The sequence below is a fragment of the Polluticoccus soli genome, assembly GCF_029269745.1.
Classification (GTDB): domain Bacteria; phylum Bacteroidota; class Bacteroidia; order Chitinophagales; family Chitinophagaceae; genus Polluticoccus; species Polluticoccus soli.
Genome location: NZ_JARJHT010000001.1, coordinates 1,651,927 through 1,670,812 on the forward strand (window position 1 = coordinate 1,651,927; position 18,886 = coordinate 1,670,812).

Annotated in this window: 14 protein-coding genes; 8 read left to right on the plus strand and 6 right to left on the minus strand. The window is 42.6% G+C overall.

The window, feature by feature from the left end; all coding sequences use genetic code 11:
* Positions 1-120: 120 nt before the first annotated feature.
* The 6 genes from P2W83_RS07260 to P2W83_RS07285 all read right to left on the minus strand — a co-directional run bounded on the left by P2W83_RS07260 (position 121) and on the right by P2W83_RS07285 (position 9,366).
* Positions 121-486, minus strand: coding sequence for a death domain-containing protein (locus P2W83_RS07260; RefSeq protein ID WP_276133046.1), 366 nt, complete (start codon positions 484-486; stop codon positions 121-123).
* Between the two features lie 208 nt (positions 487-694).
* Positions 695-2,329, minus strand: a complete 1,635-nt coding sequence (locus P2W83_RS07265; protein ID WP_276133047.1) for a hypothetical protein — start codon at positions 2,327-2,329, stop codon at positions 695-697.
* 197 nt (positions 2,330-2,526) lie between these two features.
* Entirely contained in the window at positions 2,527-5,721 is a 3,195-nt protein-coding gene (locus P2W83_RS07270) for a type I restriction endonuclease subunit R (RefSeq protein WP_276133048.1), read from the minus strand.
* Positions 5,721-6,197 carry a DUF4365 domain-containing protein gene (locus tag P2W83_RS07275; RefSeq protein WP_276133049.1) on the minus strand — a complete coding sequence of 159 codons (477 nt, stop codon included), beginning with the start codon at positions 6,195-6,197 and terminating at the stop codon, positions 5,721-5,723. The genes P2W83_RS07270 and P2W83_RS07275 overlap by 1 nt, the downstream gene beginning before the upstream one ends.
* Positions 6,198-6,211: 14 nt before the next feature.
* Positions 6,212-7,468 (minus strand): restriction endonuclease subunit S, encoded by a 1,257-nt coding sequence (locus P2W83_RS07280; protein ID WP_276133050.1) that lies wholly within the window; start codon positions 7,466-7,468, stop codon positions 6,212-6,214.
* On the minus strand, positions 7,465-9,366 hold the full coding sequence (locus P2W83_RS07285) for a type I restriction-modification system subunit M (RefSeq protein ID WP_276133051.1): 1,902 nt from the start codon (positions 9,364-9,366) through the stop codon (positions 7,465-7,467). Before P2W83_RS07285 ends, P2W83_RS07280 begins: the two co-directional genes overlap by 4 nt.
* A gap of 438 nt (positions 9,367-9,804) precedes the next feature.
* Between P2W83_RS07285 and P2W83_RS07290 the strand changes: the two genes are divergently transcribed.
* The 8 genes from P2W83_RS07290 (at position 9,805) to P2W83_RS07325 (ending at position 18,881) form a co-directional block, all read left to right on the plus strand.
* On the plus strand, positions 9,805-10,968 hold the full coding sequence (locus tag P2W83_RS07290; RefSeq protein ID WP_276133052.1) for a hypothetical protein: 1,164 nt from the start codon (positions 9,805-9,807) through the stop codon (positions 10,966-10,968).
* A gap of 102 nt (positions 10,969-11,070) precedes the next feature.
* Positions 11,071-11,415 carry a helix-turn-helix domain-containing protein gene (locus P2W83_RS07295; RefSeq protein WP_276133053.1) on the plus strand — a complete coding sequence of 115 codons (345 nt, stop codon included), beginning with the start codon at positions 11,071-11,073 and terminating at the stop codon, positions 11,413-11,415.
* 138 nt (positions 11,416-11,553) lie between these two features.
* On the plus strand, positions 11,554-11,919 hold the full coding sequence (locus tag P2W83_RS07300; protein ID WP_276133054.1) for a hypothetical protein: 366 nt from the start codon (positions 11,554-11,556) through the stop codon (positions 11,917-11,919).
* Between the two features lie 3 nt (positions 11,920-11,922).
* A complete protein-coding gene (locus P2W83_RS07305; RefSeq protein ID WP_276133055.1) occupies positions 11,923-14,061 on the plus strand; it encodes a VapE domain-containing protein in 2,139 nt (712 codons plus the stop codon).
* Between the two features lie 267 nt (positions 14,062-14,328).
* Positions 14,329-14,823 (plus strand): terminase small subunit, encoded by a 495-nt coding sequence (locus P2W83_RS07310; protein WP_276133056.1) that lies wholly within the window; start codon positions 14,329-14,331, stop codon positions 14,821-14,823.
* 502 nt (positions 14,824-15,325) lie between these two features.
* On the plus strand, positions 15,326-16,660 hold the full coding sequence (locus P2W83_RS07315; RefSeq protein WP_276133057.1) for a PAS domain S-box protein: 1,335 nt from the start codon (positions 15,326-15,328) through the stop codon (positions 16,658-16,660).
* 365 nt (positions 16,661-17,025) lie between these two features.
* Complete coding sequence (locus P2W83_RS07320) at positions 17,026-18,207, plus strand: class-III pyridoxal-phosphate-dependent aminotransferase (RefSeq protein ID WP_276133058.1); 1,182 nt, start codon at positions 17,026-17,028, stop codon at positions 18,205-18,207.
* Positions 18,208-18,404: 197 nt separating this feature from the next.
* A complete protein-coding gene (locus P2W83_RS07325) occupies positions 18,405-18,881 on the plus strand; it encodes an Hsp20/alpha crystallin family protein (RefSeq protein ID WP_276133059.1) in 477 nt (158 codons plus the stop codon).
* Positions 18,882-18,886: the final 5 nt, after the last annotated feature.

Sequence of the window (18,886 nt, forward strand, 5' to 3'; positions counted from 1 at the left end):
CTTCCCATTGCTGCCAAGCCTTGGTTCAGAACTCAGTTGAAGGATCCTTGATCTCGGCGAGATCCTATGCAGGAGACGCTACGCTGAAGTAAAAGATACACAAAACTTGCGTCAGCGAGATTATGTTTTATCAATCGTAAATCGCCTTGCAATAATATTTATGAGGCTGCCTGTTGAATTAAGGTTTATGTGAAAAGTTTTCAGCGGTACGCTATTCATTAATCCTTTCCAATTTGAATAAAAATTCACTAGATCTTCGTTATTATCATCCAATTGACACGCATCCAAAATTGTTTCACTAGCGATAATACCAAAATTTAGATTGAACATAGCCCAATACACCTCTTCAAAAGAGAGCACAGACTTTCCATGACTTTCCGACCATTCTATTTCAAACTTAATGGTGTCCTCTTTCCCTGGATTACTCCTGTCTATTTGAATATTTTCTATTATTGAGTCGTGCCAATGATATTCATTAAAATTCATAGCTACAGTTGCTTCGTGATGTCAGGTATTGCGATTACCCCGGATATTACTTTCCGATACAAAATGTAACTTTTGGCCATGGTGGCCTATTCTGAAGGCTTGAGGTACAAATAGGGGCCAAATGCACATTCGCATTGGTATAAAGATACCACTAGCTAAATGGGGCAGAAAAATGGCAGACCTGTAGATTCATAGTCATCATATCGCTCTAAATTTCTTCCTGCTTAACATAAAATTTGTTGATTATCTGCACTTCCTTCTCAAAACCTTTGTCATTAAGAAGAGCTATTAAATCTACCCGCGAATATCCAGTGCTTAATGCTCTCGGCTTAAGCTTGCCTTTGTTCATCAAAACAATGTAATCCTGGGCCTCCTTCCAAAAATTAGCAGTAGTCATATAGATGCCTTTTAGAGTCATTCCATCTGCGATTTTATCCTTAAAAAACTTTCCTGCAAATGGCAATGTGCGCCTGAAGAACCACCCTAGGGTCGATTTTGTATTCTTGTCCCCTACAGATATTGCGGCGGCAGAATTGTAGCCCTTCAATTCAATTACCACTAGCTCCTTTGGTCGGTTTGAGTGCACTATGTAGTCATATTCATAATACTCTTTTTCGCCATTGGCAGGTTGAATGGCCAGAGTGCGTCCTCTTTCTATCAACGCGTCTGGATAAAGGTTTTTTATTAAAGGGTACATCAGCGCTTCAAATAAGACACCTTTTAAGTCTTTTAAAGCATCCTCTTGTCCTGCATCTCGTATGTCTTGTAATATGGCCTCAACAGTCGTTTCAACGTTATTAGATGAATATAGTAGCTTATCATCTATTTCGCCTAAGCGTTGTATTACGGAATAAATTTTTGCTCCGAAAATTGACCCGATATCAATAGCAAGAATGCCAAGCTTTTTCAATTTATTCAGCACTAATTCAGAAATATCATTATAGACCACTATCGGAAAGATTTTTCTCTTCGCGCCTTTGACCGAATTACGATTGATTTGAATTCTGCTCAAAAAGCCATCAAGCATAAGTTCGCTATACTCACTTGATAATACTATATCGAGCGCAACCATCGTTTGTTTGTCAGTTGTATTAGCAGCAGCACCGAGTATGTCGTTAATCCCGGTGGTTTTTGTATAGCAATATGCATCCCATAAAATATTATTGTGACTTGCGCCAACGGCAGGCATTTTCTTATTTCTGTAAATCGGCACGCTTGTCTTGTTATCAAATAAATTTATGCTATTCATCCATCTCAAAACATCTGGTATGAGACTGCAGTCCATCGTCATACGGTTATAGTATGATTGCATTAATTCCTTTTCATTTGATTCCGGCAGACGTACAAAATCCTCTTTCTTGATTACGTAAGTTATATCTCTATGATCCTTCGCCTCATAGACGAAGTCCATACGCGATAAGAGTTTTAGTATATCATCAATTGTTTCAACCTTGGTTGAACTCTTACCTTTTGGTGCACCAGTAATTTTTATGGCGTCATATTTTGATACTATTCCGCTGTTTTTTCTGATGCTTGCCATTAGCCTGTACATTGGCGGTTTAGACCTCTTGCATATTTCCATTACCTGGTCATATTCCAACTCATTGTTTGGTAGTACATATATATATTGGCCCTTACCAAAGGTATAAGGCTTGGAAGATTTTAAAATTTTCGCGGTCGAAGCTCGTTGAACAATTTTTCTAGCATACTCACTTGAGATCTGAAATTGTGAAACTAAAAGCTCAGACAATTGACTACCTGACGCAAAAGCAGTTTTCCTGATCACTGCAATCAGAAACTCATTGAACCTAAGTTGTTCGTTTATCGTTTGATTAGTTGTCACGCTGCCCTTATAAATTTTATTCCTTACTAGTAAATGGCACTTCTCATTTTTTGCGTTTCAATTGACGTGGTCGATAATTGTTTGATAATCAATATGTTAAAAAGGACAATTCTAATCAATTTCAGCATTTATATAAATGTCCTTGTCACTACCCACTAAAATTTTAGGACAAAACGTTTTGCCTTTATCAATGCCCGCTACGCGGCTGGAACACCTACATACCCAGCATATCTACCCTTAAAAAAGTTAAACAATACATCGGTCTTGCCTGCAATGTCTGTTTCACTATAAGCTGGGTAAGGCAATGTTTCAAACAAGTAGTTTTGAATAGTTACACGCACAGCTGCTGCAGTTTGAGGTTTATCTACCCAGTGTTCCACTTTAAACTCTTCGTCTTTCAACCTGGCCAGCAATTGTTTCGCTGTATCTTTCAACGCTACTTTGTCCTTGTCGGTTATTTTCTTGCCTTTGCCGAGCATATCGAATACCGCTAGCTCGTCCTCCTCCAGGTTTTCGCGTTGCGCGCGCTTGCCTTCTTCATCCAGGCTGCCGTACAATGCCAGCAGCTGATCGAATATTTCCTTTATGGCTTTATACTCTTTACCGTTGTTGTATTCAGCTATTATCTCCTGATAGCGTTCATGAAAGTCGATACGGAAAGGATTTTCGGCCAGCATGCGGCGTAGGCGCTTTTCCACCCGGTCTTTTAATGATTGTACAGCTACATGCTTCTTGCCTTCTAGCTTTAAAAACTCCTGCTCGATCTTGTTGAAGTCCAGCCCGCTGAGGTCTACCTTATTGCCATACCCTTCTACTGGTTGCATAGCAATGTTTAGGCTTTCTATCGAACGATTTACAACGTCCTGCACCTGCTTTACAATGCTCGTCACGTCGGCTTCGTCCCTATTGTCGGCAATAACTGCGTATATGGCATTTATTGCGTCTCTTTGGGGCTTAAAACCGTAAATAGCGTCATTAGGCATCAGGGCTTTATATTTTTTGAATACTTCCCTGCCCAGCACCCCATACTTGTTTTTTGTTTCGTCGTTCAAATACACTGCATTAACGCCTTTCTCGATGGCAGCAATGCGTTCGAGCCCGTCGCTTTTAATGATAGTATCAAGATCAAAATTTACTTCATCCTTCAAAAAACTAACTGTTGCGTCTATTACTTCTTTGAGGTCAGCCACCAGGACTTCCAGCGGTTTTACTGGCATTTCTAGTTCCAATGGTTTCTTCTTATTGCCACCTATGGCATAAATGGCCAATGCATCCAGCAACGCTCTATACGTCTCTATGTAGTCAACAATCAGGCCGTTATTCTTGCCTTCATGCACCCTGTTTGCCCTGGCTATGGTCTGCATGAGGGTGTGGGACTTCAGCGGCTTATCGAGATAGAGGGTAGAGAGGCTTTTTACGTCGAAGCCGGTTATCCATTTGGCACAGACTACTGCAAACCGGAACGGATTCTTTTCGTCTTTAAACTCTGTTTCCAAGTCGCGAGTATTCATTTTCAACCTGTGCGCCTCAATATCTAAACCCCAGTCTTCAAATTTGTCAATCTCGTTTTGTTCGTGGCTAACGATCACCGATATTTCGGTATCGCGGCTCCATTGCCAATTCTTTTTTTCTGTTAGTTGCTCCTGCAAATCGTTGATAGCATCTATTTCTTTCTCACGTCGCTCCAGGTATTTTTCCCATTCCTCAGTAATATAATTGTACATGCGCACTGCTGTAATCTTATCCAGCGTTACGAGCATGCCTTTACCTTTATATCCCCGGGTGTTAAAATGTTCGACTACATCTTTGGCAATAGATCGCAAGCGTTTTTCTGCGGTGAGTATAGGGTAATCTTTGGCAAACAGCCGTTTCAACTTTTCTTTCTGGTCGCTGTCGGCATCTGCAGCTTCAATGGCGTCGCGTATCTCGTCATTTATTTTAGGATTATCCAGCTTTAGCTTTTCGCCGCGATTCTCGTAGTAAAGTGGTACAGTCGCCCCGTCCTCAATGGAGCGCTTGAAATCATATATCGATACATACCCACCGAATATCCTCTTCGTCATTTCATCGTCTTTAAACAGTGGCGTGCCGGTAAAGCCGATAAAAGATGCATTGGGTAATGCCTTTCGCATATTCATTGCCATGGTGCCCCCCTGGGTACGGTGGGCTTCATCAGAAATAACGATAATGTTACTCCTCTCAGTGGCTACCTCATCAAAGTTAAATTTGTGTATAAGAGTGAAGATGTATTTTTCGTTGGTCTTCAGCAAGCGTTTTAGATCGTCACCGTCTTCTGCACGGGTACTATCGTCTCTAACTGCGCCAACCCCAGCAAATGTCCCATATATCTGCTTATCAAGCTCTACACGGTCGGTAACCAGGATGAAGGTGTAGGCGCCCCCGAGCTTACGATTGATTTTCCGACAGAGAAAAACCATTGAATATGATTTGCCCGAGCCTTGCGTATGCCAGAACACACCAAGGCGCTGCGCGTCCTGTTGGGCTATCTGTCCTTGTTCTACACGCTCCTGCTGGTGTACAAAATGATTGATGGATTTGTTGACGCCAATAAACTGGTGGTTGCGCGCTACTAGCTTCACCACTCCACCTACACTGCTATCAAAGAGTACGAAATTTTCAAACAGGTCAATGAACCTTACTTTTTCGCATACACCGCGGATGATGGTTTCGAGACTTATGATGCCCTTTTCATCCTCCTCTATTCGCTTCCATTCGTGAAAATGCCCAAAGTCGCTGGTGATAGTGCCAATCTTACTTTCAATGCCATTGCTCAGAATTATGCAGGCGTTGAAATCAAATAGTCGCGGGATGGTTCTTTTATAATCGTTCAGGTTTTGCTCGTAGGCAACCTTTAGCTTGCGGTGATGGGCCTTCAGTTCTATAAACAGCAGTGGTATGCCATTGACAAAGCCGATGATATCGGGCCGTTTCCTGCGTTTCGACCTACCCTCTATCCACAGTTGCTGCACAGCAAGGAAGTCATTGTTGGTAGGAGAGTCAAAGTCAAAGACACGCAGCTTCTTGTTTTTGACCACCTCCCCTTTTTCATTTTTGTAGGTGACCGGAATGCCGTCTATTAGCTGGTTGTATTTCTCGTTGTTGATTTCTGCCGGGCCTTTTGAGCTGCTATGGCTGGTGAGCTCCTCATAAGCCGCATCGTAGGCCTGTTGCGGCAAATTAGGGTTCAATTCTCTTACACTTGCATAAAACCGGTCTTTCAGTATCACATCAGCCTCAGAATCTCTGCCCAGCAAACTACCAGCGCCGAAGGTTTCACCTTTCTGCGCATTTAAGGTTTGCCAGTTCAATTTTTTGCCGAACAGCGTGATACATGTTTGCTCTATGAGCTTGTCTTCTGAGTAGCCGCCCATTATTTTAATAATTTAAAACCCTCGTCACCTTGATACGCTGCAAATTGCTTTTTAGGCACCGCCTCCCCTTTGCTGACTCCGGTCAACCTTATCGCATATTTGCCAATGTCTTTTCCAGAAAGCGCTATGTGGGCACAAGAGCCATCGACCTCTGCCAGTCTGATAATTTCTTCTGACGGCAATACCCAGTATTCATTTGCCTTTTCCGAATAAAACACGAAAAAATGATTATCTCTATTGGATGGTACATTCAGCAATGGAAAATAGCCGTAGTTTTTGGCCTCAATCTTTGCTGAGCGCGCTTTTATTTGGATATCAAGATAACGTTGATCGCTTTTCCTAATAATGCAATCTATTCCTTTGTCGTCAACCAATGTTAAATACACGTCAAAGCCCCTGCGTATTAATTCAGCTACGGCCATGAATTCCTGTCGTTTACCGTAAGATGCGTTGCTAAGGATAGTTGAGGTCGTCATAGGTTATAGTTTTTTCAGTAAGCTGCTTCAAATTCCTCCACAGCTGCATCTACTGTTATGGTGCCGTTCATTAAGCGCGGCAAGAGAATGTCGCGGGCTTCTTTCAATAGCTTATTCTTATCAAGCAACAAAAGCAGTTTCAATTGAAATGGGTCGATTATATTCTCAAACAAACGAGATTTTTCAAGCTCGGGAACAACGACATTCATCATTTCTAGATGCTTTGGGCCAAAATTCAATTGGGCCGAACCTGTTGCCATTGACCTCATTTCATTAAGAAAATTGTCACTCCTGATCATCTCTCTTATTAGCCATTTACCATATCGTTCGCTTTTTTGTCGCATTCGAATAATGCTTGTATTTAAGCATAATGGCAAATGTGACTTTCGTATTGTAACAACCTTTCCGAGCGTTCCTGAGGTACTTATCACATGATCAAACTCATCTAGTAAAAAGTGTTTGTATTTCGCCTCTACTTCACTTTCTTCTAAATAGTTAATGTCAGTGAAATCAATTTCTCCGCCATTCAATACTCTGATGTTTAGAAATGGAATGCCATCGTTCCTGTATTGCCAATTTCTCAGGCCCGGCCCTTCTTTATAATCAATAACATCTGCTAGTGGCACAACATTCCACCCTTTGGGCAATCCATTTTCAAACTTAGCGTTCTCATACCCCGGAAAGCGAAAGTTGACAAACCACTCTTTGTAGATATTCTGCGAGGCTTCTTCTAGCAGTTTTATCCGTTTGGTGTTGTTTTCTAATAAGTCGTCATACCCAGATAAGATGGAGGCTATTTTTTGCTGATCGATCTTGTCGACAGGCACTGACAAGGTCAAATTTGAAAAATTGCTTTTGCTCACATTTTCCCGACCAGATGACGCCCCGGTATCCGCAGCCTTTACTCTATGCAAAATGTTTTTCAATGCATAAAAGACAAAATATGGATCAAAATTGGCAGTGTCGGGAACAACAGCATTTACTGCTTGGTTGACAAAACAGTAGTCGTCGGTTAAGGTGATCTTTTTCCCAATACTGCCAATAGTAACAACACAAGTTGATAACGGTGGGATTAACGATTTTTTGTACTTCTCGTGGGCTAATTGCGAATAGCACTCCTCTGTGAACGGAGTATAACGCATTCCAACTTCCATATCTGTTGGCTTAATGAATTTATATTCACAGCCGTAATATTCCAGATTATTTTTTGGGGGAGTATTCCCAGTTATTACCGTCCCAAAGTCGCCGACTCGTATTTGATGCCATTTCATATTCCCAATTCCTCAAATTTTTGGTTTAACACTTTTTCAAGCTTAACGGCTTCCGCATTCAAACTTTGTAGTTCATATTTTATCTCACCCATGCGCTCTTCGTAGTCGAAATCTTCGTCAATAACAGATGCTACCCCAACATAACGCCCTGCCGTCAGGCTATAGTCGTTAGCAGCGATTGTTTTGCGGCTTACTACTTTGCACAACCCAGGGACGTCGTTGTACTCTCCATTCGGGAAACGGGACATAAGCCATGTATATTCTTTATGGAAGTAGGTGGCATGGTCAAGGCCCTCAGCCAGCTCGCTCCAAATAGTGTATGCCTCGTCAAGGTAGTCTTTGGTAGCATTACGGCGTTGGCGGTCTTTTTTCACCTCGTCGCTTTGCAGAAGCGTTTTGGCTTCGGCTTCCAACTGCTTGAAAGAGGCAGCCATGTTGCGTTTTGTCTTTTTTAGCGCTTCTGGCTTAAATGCAGGCTTATCAAAAATTACGGAAAGCTTTTCAGTTTTGAGCTTGTGTGCTTGCAAGCGTGTGGTGGCATCAATAGCTTCCTGCAGCCCTATCTCGATTTGCTCCTTATAGTCTGCCACCAATTGCTTAAAATATTTCTTCTCGCCGCGGTACAGGTGCACAATGGCTTTGATATTTTGCAGTTGTTCGTCGGTAAAATCGTGTAGGCTGCTCGATACTTTGCGGTACACATCACGCAGGTCTAGCATGAGCGTCCGGTCGCGGCGCTCTTTGTCTTTTTCCTTTGCCCGATCGAAAAACCAGAGGTTACAAGGTAACGAACGCGTATAGAAGAACTTAGTACCGATGGACACCATGACATCTACGGCACCTGTTTTCACTAGCTCTTCGCGTATCGCTTTTTCAGTATGGCCGGCATCTGATGCCGAAGAGGCCATTACAAAGCCGGCACGGCCCGCTTCGTTCAGGTATGCATAGAAGTATTGTATCCAGAGGTAGTTAGCATTATCATTCTTCGGCAGACCAAACGGCAGCCGCTTGTCCTCCTTCACAGCCTTTTTGCTTTTATCTACACCATCTACGTTGAATGGTGGGTTGGCCATTACGAAATCGCAGCTACTCATCAGGCTGTGGTGGTCTTCATAAAAACTATTTCCCTGTACAATTTTGGCATCAAGCCCGTGCACGGCCATATTCATTTTAGCTAGACGAGTATTGGTATCTGTTTTCTCTTGCCCGTAAAAAGTCACCTTCTTTGCCGGATCAAGACCTTCGCTTTCCAGGAAATGTCCAGTCTGCACAAACATACCACCCGATCCGCAGGCCGGGTCAAATACCGTCCCGTGATCGGGTTCTATAATAGCCACAATGGCGTTTACCAAACTTGGCGGTGTGAAGAACTCCCCACCCTCCTGTGCGCCCTTCTTGGCAAACTCGTTAAGGAAGTATTCGTAGATTCGCCCGAATACATCACCGGTCACATCGTCAAGTTCTTCGGTGTTGAAGATGCGCACTACCTCTGTCATCAAATCTTTCTCGAACAGGATATAGTTTTTCGGCAGCACACCGTTCAAGGCTTCGTATTCGTACTCTACCTGACGCATGGCTTCGTCGAGCGCTTCACCTATATCGGCACCCTCAGGGAGGTGCGCCAGATAATCCCAGCGAGCCTTCTCTGGTAGGTACAAAGCCCTGGCATTTTCAAAATCATGTTTAGTAAGCGTCCGTATACCTCTTTGAGGGTGGCGCGGTAATGTTTTCTCTATCTCTGCTTTCGCCGTAATAAAGCGGTTATAAGCATGACGCAAGAAAATGAGTCCTAAAACAGGGAAGGAATATTCTGTAGCAGTAAGCTTCGAATTCGCCCGCAGTTGATCTGCAGCTTCCCACAGCTTCTTCTCCAGGGCAGCGAGTTGTTGTCCAGTCATAGTAATGAAAAAAAAGGGCTAAAGTACGCTAATTGCTCATGGAAGACATAGTCCATAAGCAGGAAACGCAGCGATAAAATAGATAATATTTGGGTAAAAAGGAAATTGTGGCCGCTCATGAAGTGGGAATTAAGTGTGTATTACCCCAGTTTTTCACTTATAAGTAAACCGCCAGTATTCGCAAAAACGTGAACTTCGTTGGGTTGACGAATGTGGAGTAATCCGCCAGTAAAAAATGAGTTTTACGTAATGCCTGAACATTTTATCCAGATAGAAGCAGATCATTTTACTTTCAGTCCGTTTGATACGAAACCACTCGATGGTTATAATGCACCCGACAAGTTTCCTAATTGTTGCGAGTTCCACCGTAGCGTCATCAAAGACTCTACGGACTTTTATAACAAGTTCCCCAACTGTTGCCCCGGCCACAAGAAACTGTTGAAGACAAAACAGTTTGCAAAGGAATTGTACAGGAATTTGCCAACAAAAATAGTAAACCAGCTTTCCTACACTGAGCACTTCATAGTTAATAAGATCGAGGAGGATAATTGGTTTGAAGATATTGCTAACTACATTGATTATAACAATCACAGTTTTGGGCATCCTGGTATTGGACAGCATGTATTTGAAAACGCTTTAGTGCACTGGCTGAAGGGAAGGCAGATGCAAGGAATGACAGAAACAAAGCGTGATAAGTTACTGGGCTTGTTCAAAGACAATAAAAAGGACGGCGCTGATATGCAGCGTTACACGGACATTAATCTGCTAGTAGATATCTACAACAGATGGCTTAAAACATTTCCGTTTGAGCTAACCGCTTTCAGCAACCTGCGTGCTCATTTTGATAAAACAGTTCCGATATTGTCAGGGCGGACAGTGTATAACCCTTATTTAGGTACTGCAAAAGCAAGAATCGCAAGTCAGGACGAACTGCTAGCATACTTAGTGGAAGTAACTAAAAAAGTATTGGGCTATATAGACAGTACGAAGCTTATTGAAAAAGGAACAGTTTCGGATATACGCGGGCGCCAAATTGAAGTTGTGAATGAAAGCCACAGGATAAGACAAAATGAGCTGCTTGTTACTTATAATAATGGCGAAAGCCAGTATGTGCAAATAATTAAAAAATGGCTTCAGAATGAAAAATCCTATTTCAAAGAACTTGCATTACTGCTTACTGAACAAACAATCGTTCATCAGCGTCCCGTCAGTACTATATCCGTGGAGGAAATATCCACACATGAAAACGCATTTTGGAAGGGAATACCAATCGCGATTGCAGCTGAACATTTTATGGTACTGACGCGGAGGAAAAGTAAAAACGGACGCCCCTATCTAACAGAAACGCAATTTTCCCTATTCCTGCAAAAAGCCTTTTTGAACCACACTTATATTCCAAAGCAGACATTGAATTTTGCAACAGGAGAAAAGGGCTTCATAATAAAAAGATTTTATGAGTTTTACGAGCTGGCTGTTACCCAATATAATGACGTTAACAGGAAGCTCAAATATATAAAGCTGGTAACTGATTGCTTTGACAACTGGGACCAGAAGGGTGTGGAGTCTTATTTCAAACCAAACAAAACAAAGCAAAACTGGTAAATTCTTTTGCCTGTTTTGCCTGTCTTTTTGCCCGCTTTGCCCGCAAATTAAATAAGGCTCATCAACGCAATAGTATTGCTGGAGAATTAAAAACTCATAGCAATGCAAGTAACAACATTCGACCAATTACCTAGAGCGATCTCAGAGCTTTTTAACCGCGTAAACAACATTGAGCTTTTATTACGCGCGAAAGACGAGAAAACGCACGAAACCGACGAAGTGCTGACAATCCAGTATGCAGCTGAATTGCTATCACTATCTGTACCCACCATTTATGGCTTGGTAAGCCGAAAGGATATACCGTATTCAAAAAAGGGTAAAAGGCTGTATTTCTCCAGGCTGGACCTGCTCGACTGGATAAAGTCGGGCAGACATAAAACGAATACTGAAATAGCATCGGATGCCGATCAGTATGTGTCTACAAGAAGGAGGGGTAACCATGCATAATCGCCCGCTACCCAAAATCAATGTAATTGGTCTCTACCCCGGTGCTTTCTATGAGAACTTTAGAGAGGACATGTTCCAGGTGCCCGGCTATCATCCGAATTACTCTTCGCAGTTTGAAAACCAGAAAAAATTAGAGCTATGTTGTTCACAGTTCATTTAGATATTTCAAGGGAGGATGGCTACATCATTGTTGAGGCGATGAATAGTAATATTTTGAGGCTATACCTTAAACATGAAGTTTACGGTGGTCAACATGGCGGCGATAAAATTGAAATCCGCATAACAGACGAAGCGTGTACTATATGGGAAACTACAGTACAGCCCGATGGGGTGAAAATAGTTGTAGATGGTTACAGTGAGGTTTACACCTTTTGCATACTGCTACGCTGCGCTGCGGAGGCAATCGAGTTACGGCATATGGGCATGAGTGAAGACGAATTGTTTGAGTTTCTAAAAACTGATTTTTCCCGGCGGTATGGCTGGAATACACCTAAAGATTTTTAATCCATGTCCAAAATATCAATATTCAAGAACACGTTCGATACGTGCTCAGAGGATAGTCTTTCCATAGGTGAATTTATAGACAGGATACGCGATGGCTACTGGCAAGATTATGTATTGCCAGTGCGAGCGATAGCAGATAAAAAGCAACGCGATGAAGCCAAAAAGAAGGTTCCATGTGTGACAATGGGTGGGTTGTTTGGGTCCGGGCGCACGGACGATACGATAACGAGGAGTAGCGGGTTTATAGGTATAGACATTGACGACGTTGACGCCGAAAAAACGAAGGCCCTACTAAAATGCGACGAGCACATTTATGCAGCTTTCACCAGCATAAGCGGCCGAGGGCTGTGTGTGGTATTCCGCATATGTGCCGGTAAGTATAGGCAGGCTCATGCCGGTCTCGAACAATATTTGTTCGACACCTATAGCATTAACATTGACCCTACCAGCGTTAATCCTTCTCGATTACGTTATGTGAGCTTTGATCCCCATCTATACATAAATAAGGAGGCAACCAAATTCACCAGGTATGTAGAGGTGACACCTGTCACGCAGGACAGAACTACCATCTTCGCAAAAACAGACTTCGACCAAATTATCCTTGAAATACAGCAACGGCGTGTGAACTTATGCGAAAGCTACCACAATTGGTTGCGTATCGGCTTCGCGCTTGCCGAGGAGTTTGGCGAAGCAGGTGAACATTATTTTCATATAATTAGTAGCTATAGCCAGAAGTACAATCCCCAGCAGTGCGATAAACAGTGGCAAAACTGCCTGAAGGGTAGTCGAACTAGTGTTAAGCGTGCCCACATGGCAACGTTCTACTATTGTTGCAAGCAACATGGAATCGAGACCTATAGCGAGCGCACGCGCGATATTATTGAGGTAGCATATGCAGCTAAGCGTAGCGGCAAAAGTAAAGAGCAGGTAATACAGCAAGTAGGCAATGATCCTGACGGCATTGTTGAACAAGTATTTAATGCCAATGAAATTGTTCTGTGTGACGAATCCTTATTCGGTAGATTAAAAATATGGATGAAAGCAAATTACCCTGGCCTACGGCAAAACTGCATTACACGTTATATAGAACTTGGGGGCAAACAACTTGACCAAAACGATTTTAACAGTATATACATTAAAGCAAACACAGACATGAAAAAAATTAATTTCGAAAATGTTGATAGGTTAATTCGTAGCGAATACACTGAAGTGTACAATCCGTTATTGGATTTTTTTGCAGCATACCAGCATAGACGGCCCTCCGGTCTCATAGACCGGTTGTTTGAGACCATACAAACCGATGAAGACAAACGATTATTCAGTAAGCATATCGGCCGGAAATGGCTGGTAAGCATAATTGCCAGCGCACACGGTATCCACAGCCCTTTAATGTTAGTGTTGAGTGGCAGCCTACAAGGTACTGGTAAAACGGAGTTCTTCCGTAGGTTATTACCCCCGGAATTGCAATGTTATTATGCTGAGAGCAAACTGGACGCGGGCAAGGATGACGAGATATTGATGACGAAGAAACTGCTTATTATGGATGATGAAATGGGTGGCAAAAGCAAAAAGGATGAACGCAGGCTAAAGGAGCTATTGAGTAAACAGGTTTTCAGCCTACGGGAGCCTTATGGTCGCAATAACGTAGACTTGAATCGTCTTGCTGTGCTATGTGGTACAACCAACGATAATGAGATACTGAGCGATCCCACAGGTAACAGGCGCATCTTGCCGATAAACGTACAGAGTATAGACCACCAGGCATATAATGCGATTGATAAAATTGATTTGATTATGGAGGCCTACCACCTGTACAAAGCTGGGTTCGACTGGCAACTTAATAGGGAGGACATCAATATGTTATCTATACATAGTAGTGAGTTTGAGAACTACAGCATAGAATACGAGCTAATAAATAAATACTACGTCTTGCCGATGGCGGGTGAATGCTTGGAGTTGACTGCCAGTGAGATATTGATAGATTTGGACCAGAAAACGGGGATGAAGCTCCAACTAAATAAATTGGGTAAGGAGTTGAAACGCATCGGTTTTGAACAAGTTGTAAGGCGCACCGGCAAAACAACCCAGCGAAAATGGAAGGTGCAAGCGTTCACAGGGTTTACACCTCCAGGCATAGTATGATCGCTCACCCGTTGATTAGGCACAAGCTCATCAACCAACATGTTACATGTTTACATGTTTACACTGTAGTTTCTTTTAGGAGCTATTGTTATTTAACAGGGTAGTATAAGGACGGGGAAGTTAGTCACAACATTAATTCTTATTAGAAAAACCGGTGTAAACATGTAAACACTGTTCCGTAGGACGCAAAGCCCTATTAAAAAGTATTGAGCTGTTACACGCTACTTCGACTAATATTGTAAATTTGATACTATAAATACATTCACCATGTTGGAAAGCAAAATAGGCAATGATGGTTTAACTGAAAAGCAGGAACTGTTCTGCCAGGAATATCTGGTTGACTTAAACCAAACCAAGGCGTATCAGCGGGCATTTGATGTTGCGAATATAGGCACAGCGGCCGCCGAGGCTTCACGTTTAGTTACAAGAAACCTTAAGGTTTCCGCGCGTATAAAGCAATTGATGAATGAGCGCGTTGAGCGGATAAGCCTAAACCAGGACTGGGTCCTGCTGAGGCTACAGCAGATAAGTGACCGTAGTATGCAGTGCGAGCCAGTAATGAAGTGGAGTCACGAAGAAAAGCGCATAATAGCAACTGGAGAGTATGTGTTTGATAGTAATGGTGCCAACAGAAGCACTGAACTGATAGGGAAACACATGGGCATGTTCAAAGAAAAGCTGGAGGTTGATACAAACATTAACGTGGAGCTCATTATACAGGGGCAGAAGTTTGCTAAAAAACCTACCGACGGTGCAGCCTGACCGAAAACGAACAATGCGTACCTTATTTGTACCTGGGGTCGCTGAAATGTAGGCAAAAAACAGACAGTTACATTTTGTTATAGAATGTACTTGGTTACAAATCTCACTTTAGTACCCTCAAAGGGGAAACAACAAAAGTGTTCGATGTGGGTGAAACCGGTATAAATAAGAAAAGCTATACCAGCGCCTTCGAAATTTGTCACAACATTGCAATAAAGCTCCCGTCTGGATGAAAAACCAGGGGATTTTTCCATTCTTACTGACAGTTACATGACGATGTCAGCAGGAATGAATTCACCGAAGTTTATACGAACCGACAAAGTGCGAGCTAAGTCCGATAAAAAAACCGTCATGTCCATTGCTAAATACAAGTACATTCTCTCCGGAGATAGGCGGCAATACACTGGACTGATATATTGCTTTTGGTTCGTCGATGGCAAACCGCGGATGGAGATTTTTCACGAAGATGAATTAGAATTGGCAACGCTTTAAAATACCAGCCATGACAGAAGATACGGGTAATGATTACAAAAAGCTTTTTTTCAACAGCCCTGTACCCATGTACATCTACGAGCGTGGCACGTACAAATTTCTTGCTGTTAATCGGGCAGCTCTTGAGCAATACGGCTATACTCAGGAAGAGTTTTTGTCGATGACAGCACTGGATATTAGGCCTGAAGAAGATTGGGAGAAGTTTAGCAAGATAATCAAGTCCCTTGCCCTGGAATATTTGAATGCTGGCACCTGGCGCCATATCAGGAAAAACGGGGAGTTGTTTTTTGTGCGCATCCATGCACACCAGGTAAATTTCAATGGTACCGAGGCTGTTGCCGTATTCGCCATCGACATAGACGAAACTATTAAAACGCAAAACGCACTGCAAGAGAAATCCAGGGAAGTTGAGGATATGCTCGATAGTATAACAGACGGTTTTTTCGCTCTGAATAAAAACTGGGAATTTACATACGTAAACAACCAATCCGAGAGAATTCTACGCCATCCAAGGGAGTACCTGATCGGGAGACATATTTGGGACACATTTCCAGAAGCTTTAAATACGCAATTTTTTCCTCGATACGTTACTGCTATGAATGAGCGGGTAAGTGTACATTTCGAAGAATATTACGCCCCCCTGGAGGTATGGGTTTCCGTAAATGCATATCCGACAAAGGAAGGGATAGCTGTGTATTTTCTTGATATTACTGAACAAAAAAAATCGCTCGAGAAAATACACCACGCAGAACAAAGACTTCGCACGATCATCAACAGCACACAAGATATTATATGGTCAATTGACAGTGACCTAAATATTGTCGACGCGAACAATTCGTTCTGGAGACGAGTGGAAAGTATCACAGGGAAAACACTGAGTACTTCTGACCCGAAAGAACTCAGCGCCGACCTGGTTAAAAGATGGCAAAAATTTTATCAAAAAGCACTTGATGGAGAAGCTTACAAAATGATATGGCAGGACAAAGTAAGCGACAATACTGTTTTTAAGGAAGTGACGTTTAATCCAATATACGACAGAGACAAGAAAATCAACGGCCTAGCCTGTTATTCAAGAGATGTAACTGACGAATATCTATATAGGGAAATGATAGAACGCCAGAATGAGCAGTTAAAGAACATTGCATGGATACAATCTCACAAAGTACGAAACCATGTAGCAACTATATTGGGACTTTCACAATTGTTCGACTATGAGCACCCGGATAGCCCGGTAAACTGTGAAGTAGTACACGGCGTAATCGCAAAAGCACGGGAATTGGATGACGTTATTAAAGAAATCAACGACCTGACGTTGAGTATAGATAGCATCTCGCGTCCTGGATAACTGCCTATGCCTATTTGTATAAACTGAAAATAGGTCGAATTTAAATCATCGATGTAGCATCAGAAATACACCAACAGCTGTTAATAGCATAGGCAGGGGTAAAATCATACTCACACCTCTATAGTTCTAAAGGAACAGTTAGTCTGTGGCCGCTTCCTAAAATGAACAGGTATAGTTTACTATACTGACCCTTAATCTTCGCACAGTTACCCCGTACATTTCTACATGCTTTGGCACACATTTATTGTGAACCTGTACGAATACCCGGAGTAGCTTTCGTCCCGTTTGAACGGTTAAAATTATTTCCTAAAGAAGGCTCTTAGCGGCGCAAATACATCTTTACCTCCCTCGTTGAACTATTTATTATGAAACAGCAATTAAGAGAAGAGCAATTCTTTATGTCGACAGAAGAACCTGACGATATATTTGTGGCGCGCACAACGGATGAATTCATATACGACCAACACGGAAAGCGCTATATTGATTTCAATGCGGGCTGGTGTGTGGGGAATCTCGGCTGGGCAAAAAAAGAAATACGATCAAAAGTAAAGGCTGCAAAGGTACCGGACTATATCGCTCCGGGGTACCATTATCGAGGTTGGGGGGAGCTTGCTGAATTGCTGGCATCCATTGCTCCGGGCGAATTGCGAAAAAGTGTTCGTGCCACGGGCGGTACCGAGGCTGTAGAAGCCGCTATGCAAATAGCTATGTTGTATACAGGTAGAACAAAGTTCCTTTCGATAGAAGGAAGTTATCATGGCAACTCTATAGGTACATTAAGTATCGGAGCTTCAGAAAACAGGGAGCAGTTCACAAACCTTTTGCCGAATTGCATAAAGATCAAACCTCCTTTGGATGATAAAGCCGCAGAAAAGGTAAAAGCCAGATTGAAGAATAAAGACGTTGCCGCCCTAATAATGGAACCCGTTATCTGCAACCTAGGCGTAATGATACCAGAGCACGCTTTTATGAAGAGTGTCAGTGCCTTATGCCGGCAATATGGAACCCTGCTGGTAATAGATGAGGTAGCATGCGGTTTTGGGAGGACGGGGAAGTTGTTTGCCTGTGAGCATTTTGATCTAGAGCCAGATATTCTTTGCCTCGCTAAAGCAATCACCGGCGGATTTGCACCTTTGGGTGCGTGTATGACAACAAAAAAGATCGCCAGCAAAGTGGTGAAGAAAGGATTTCAGTTTTATTCTACTTATGGTTGGCATCCTTTGGCGGTAGAAGCCGCGCTTGCTAATATTCGCTATTGGAAAAAAAATCAGGCAAAAATATTCGGCAACGTCGCAGCATTAAGCCAGGTCTTTACAGACGGACTCAGTCAAATGAAATTTAAAAAGGGAGCTAACCTGCGAATTTTAGGACTGGCTATTGGTATAGAAGTCAGCGACGCACAATACGCCGATCGCATTCAGAAGAAAAGCCTCAAAAAAGGACTGTTGTTTACGACTGAAAGCAAAACGCTTACTCTTTTCCCTCCACTTACGATGAAGCGGGCAATAGCAAAAGAAGGATTGGAAATATTGGAAAGTTGTTTGTAAGCGAATCCTATTGTCCTTTGTGTCTAAAGCCAACTCAACGCCGACCATTCCGAAGGACTTAATATATTATCAACTGTCATATTATATTATTTTTTGACAGGCGTGAAATCTGAAATTTTTTCAATTTCTGTGACAGTTTTTCAGAAATTTTTGCGTGGCATTTTGTTTGAATTATTTAGGGTAAAAAGGAGGACAATATGAACACTCTAATGAAAAGAAATGGTGGCAACGGCAACGTACCGGGCACATCTTTCAGCGGTTTGGTTGATAAAATCTTCCAGGACAACCTGAACCGCTTCTTCCACGACGATTCCTGGGGCCTCGGCGGCCCGGACCGAGCCACAAATGTGCCGGTCAACATCAGGCAAACCGACAAAAGCTATGAGCTTGAGTTAGTTGCGCCCGGCCTCAAGAAAGAGGATTTCAAGATCAATGTAAGTAATGATGTGCTTACGGTGAGTCTTGAACACAAAGAAACGTCCGAACAGCAAAGTAAGGATGAAGGTTGGCTACGTAAGGAGTATAAAACACGCTCCTTCAGCCGCTCCTTCAACCTCGACAACGACGTGGATGCCAACAAGATAACTGCTAAATACAGCGATGGTATCCTTTACGTGACGCTGCCGCTGAAAGAAGGTGCAAAACCGATAGCCCGTAGTATTGAGATCCATTAATAATT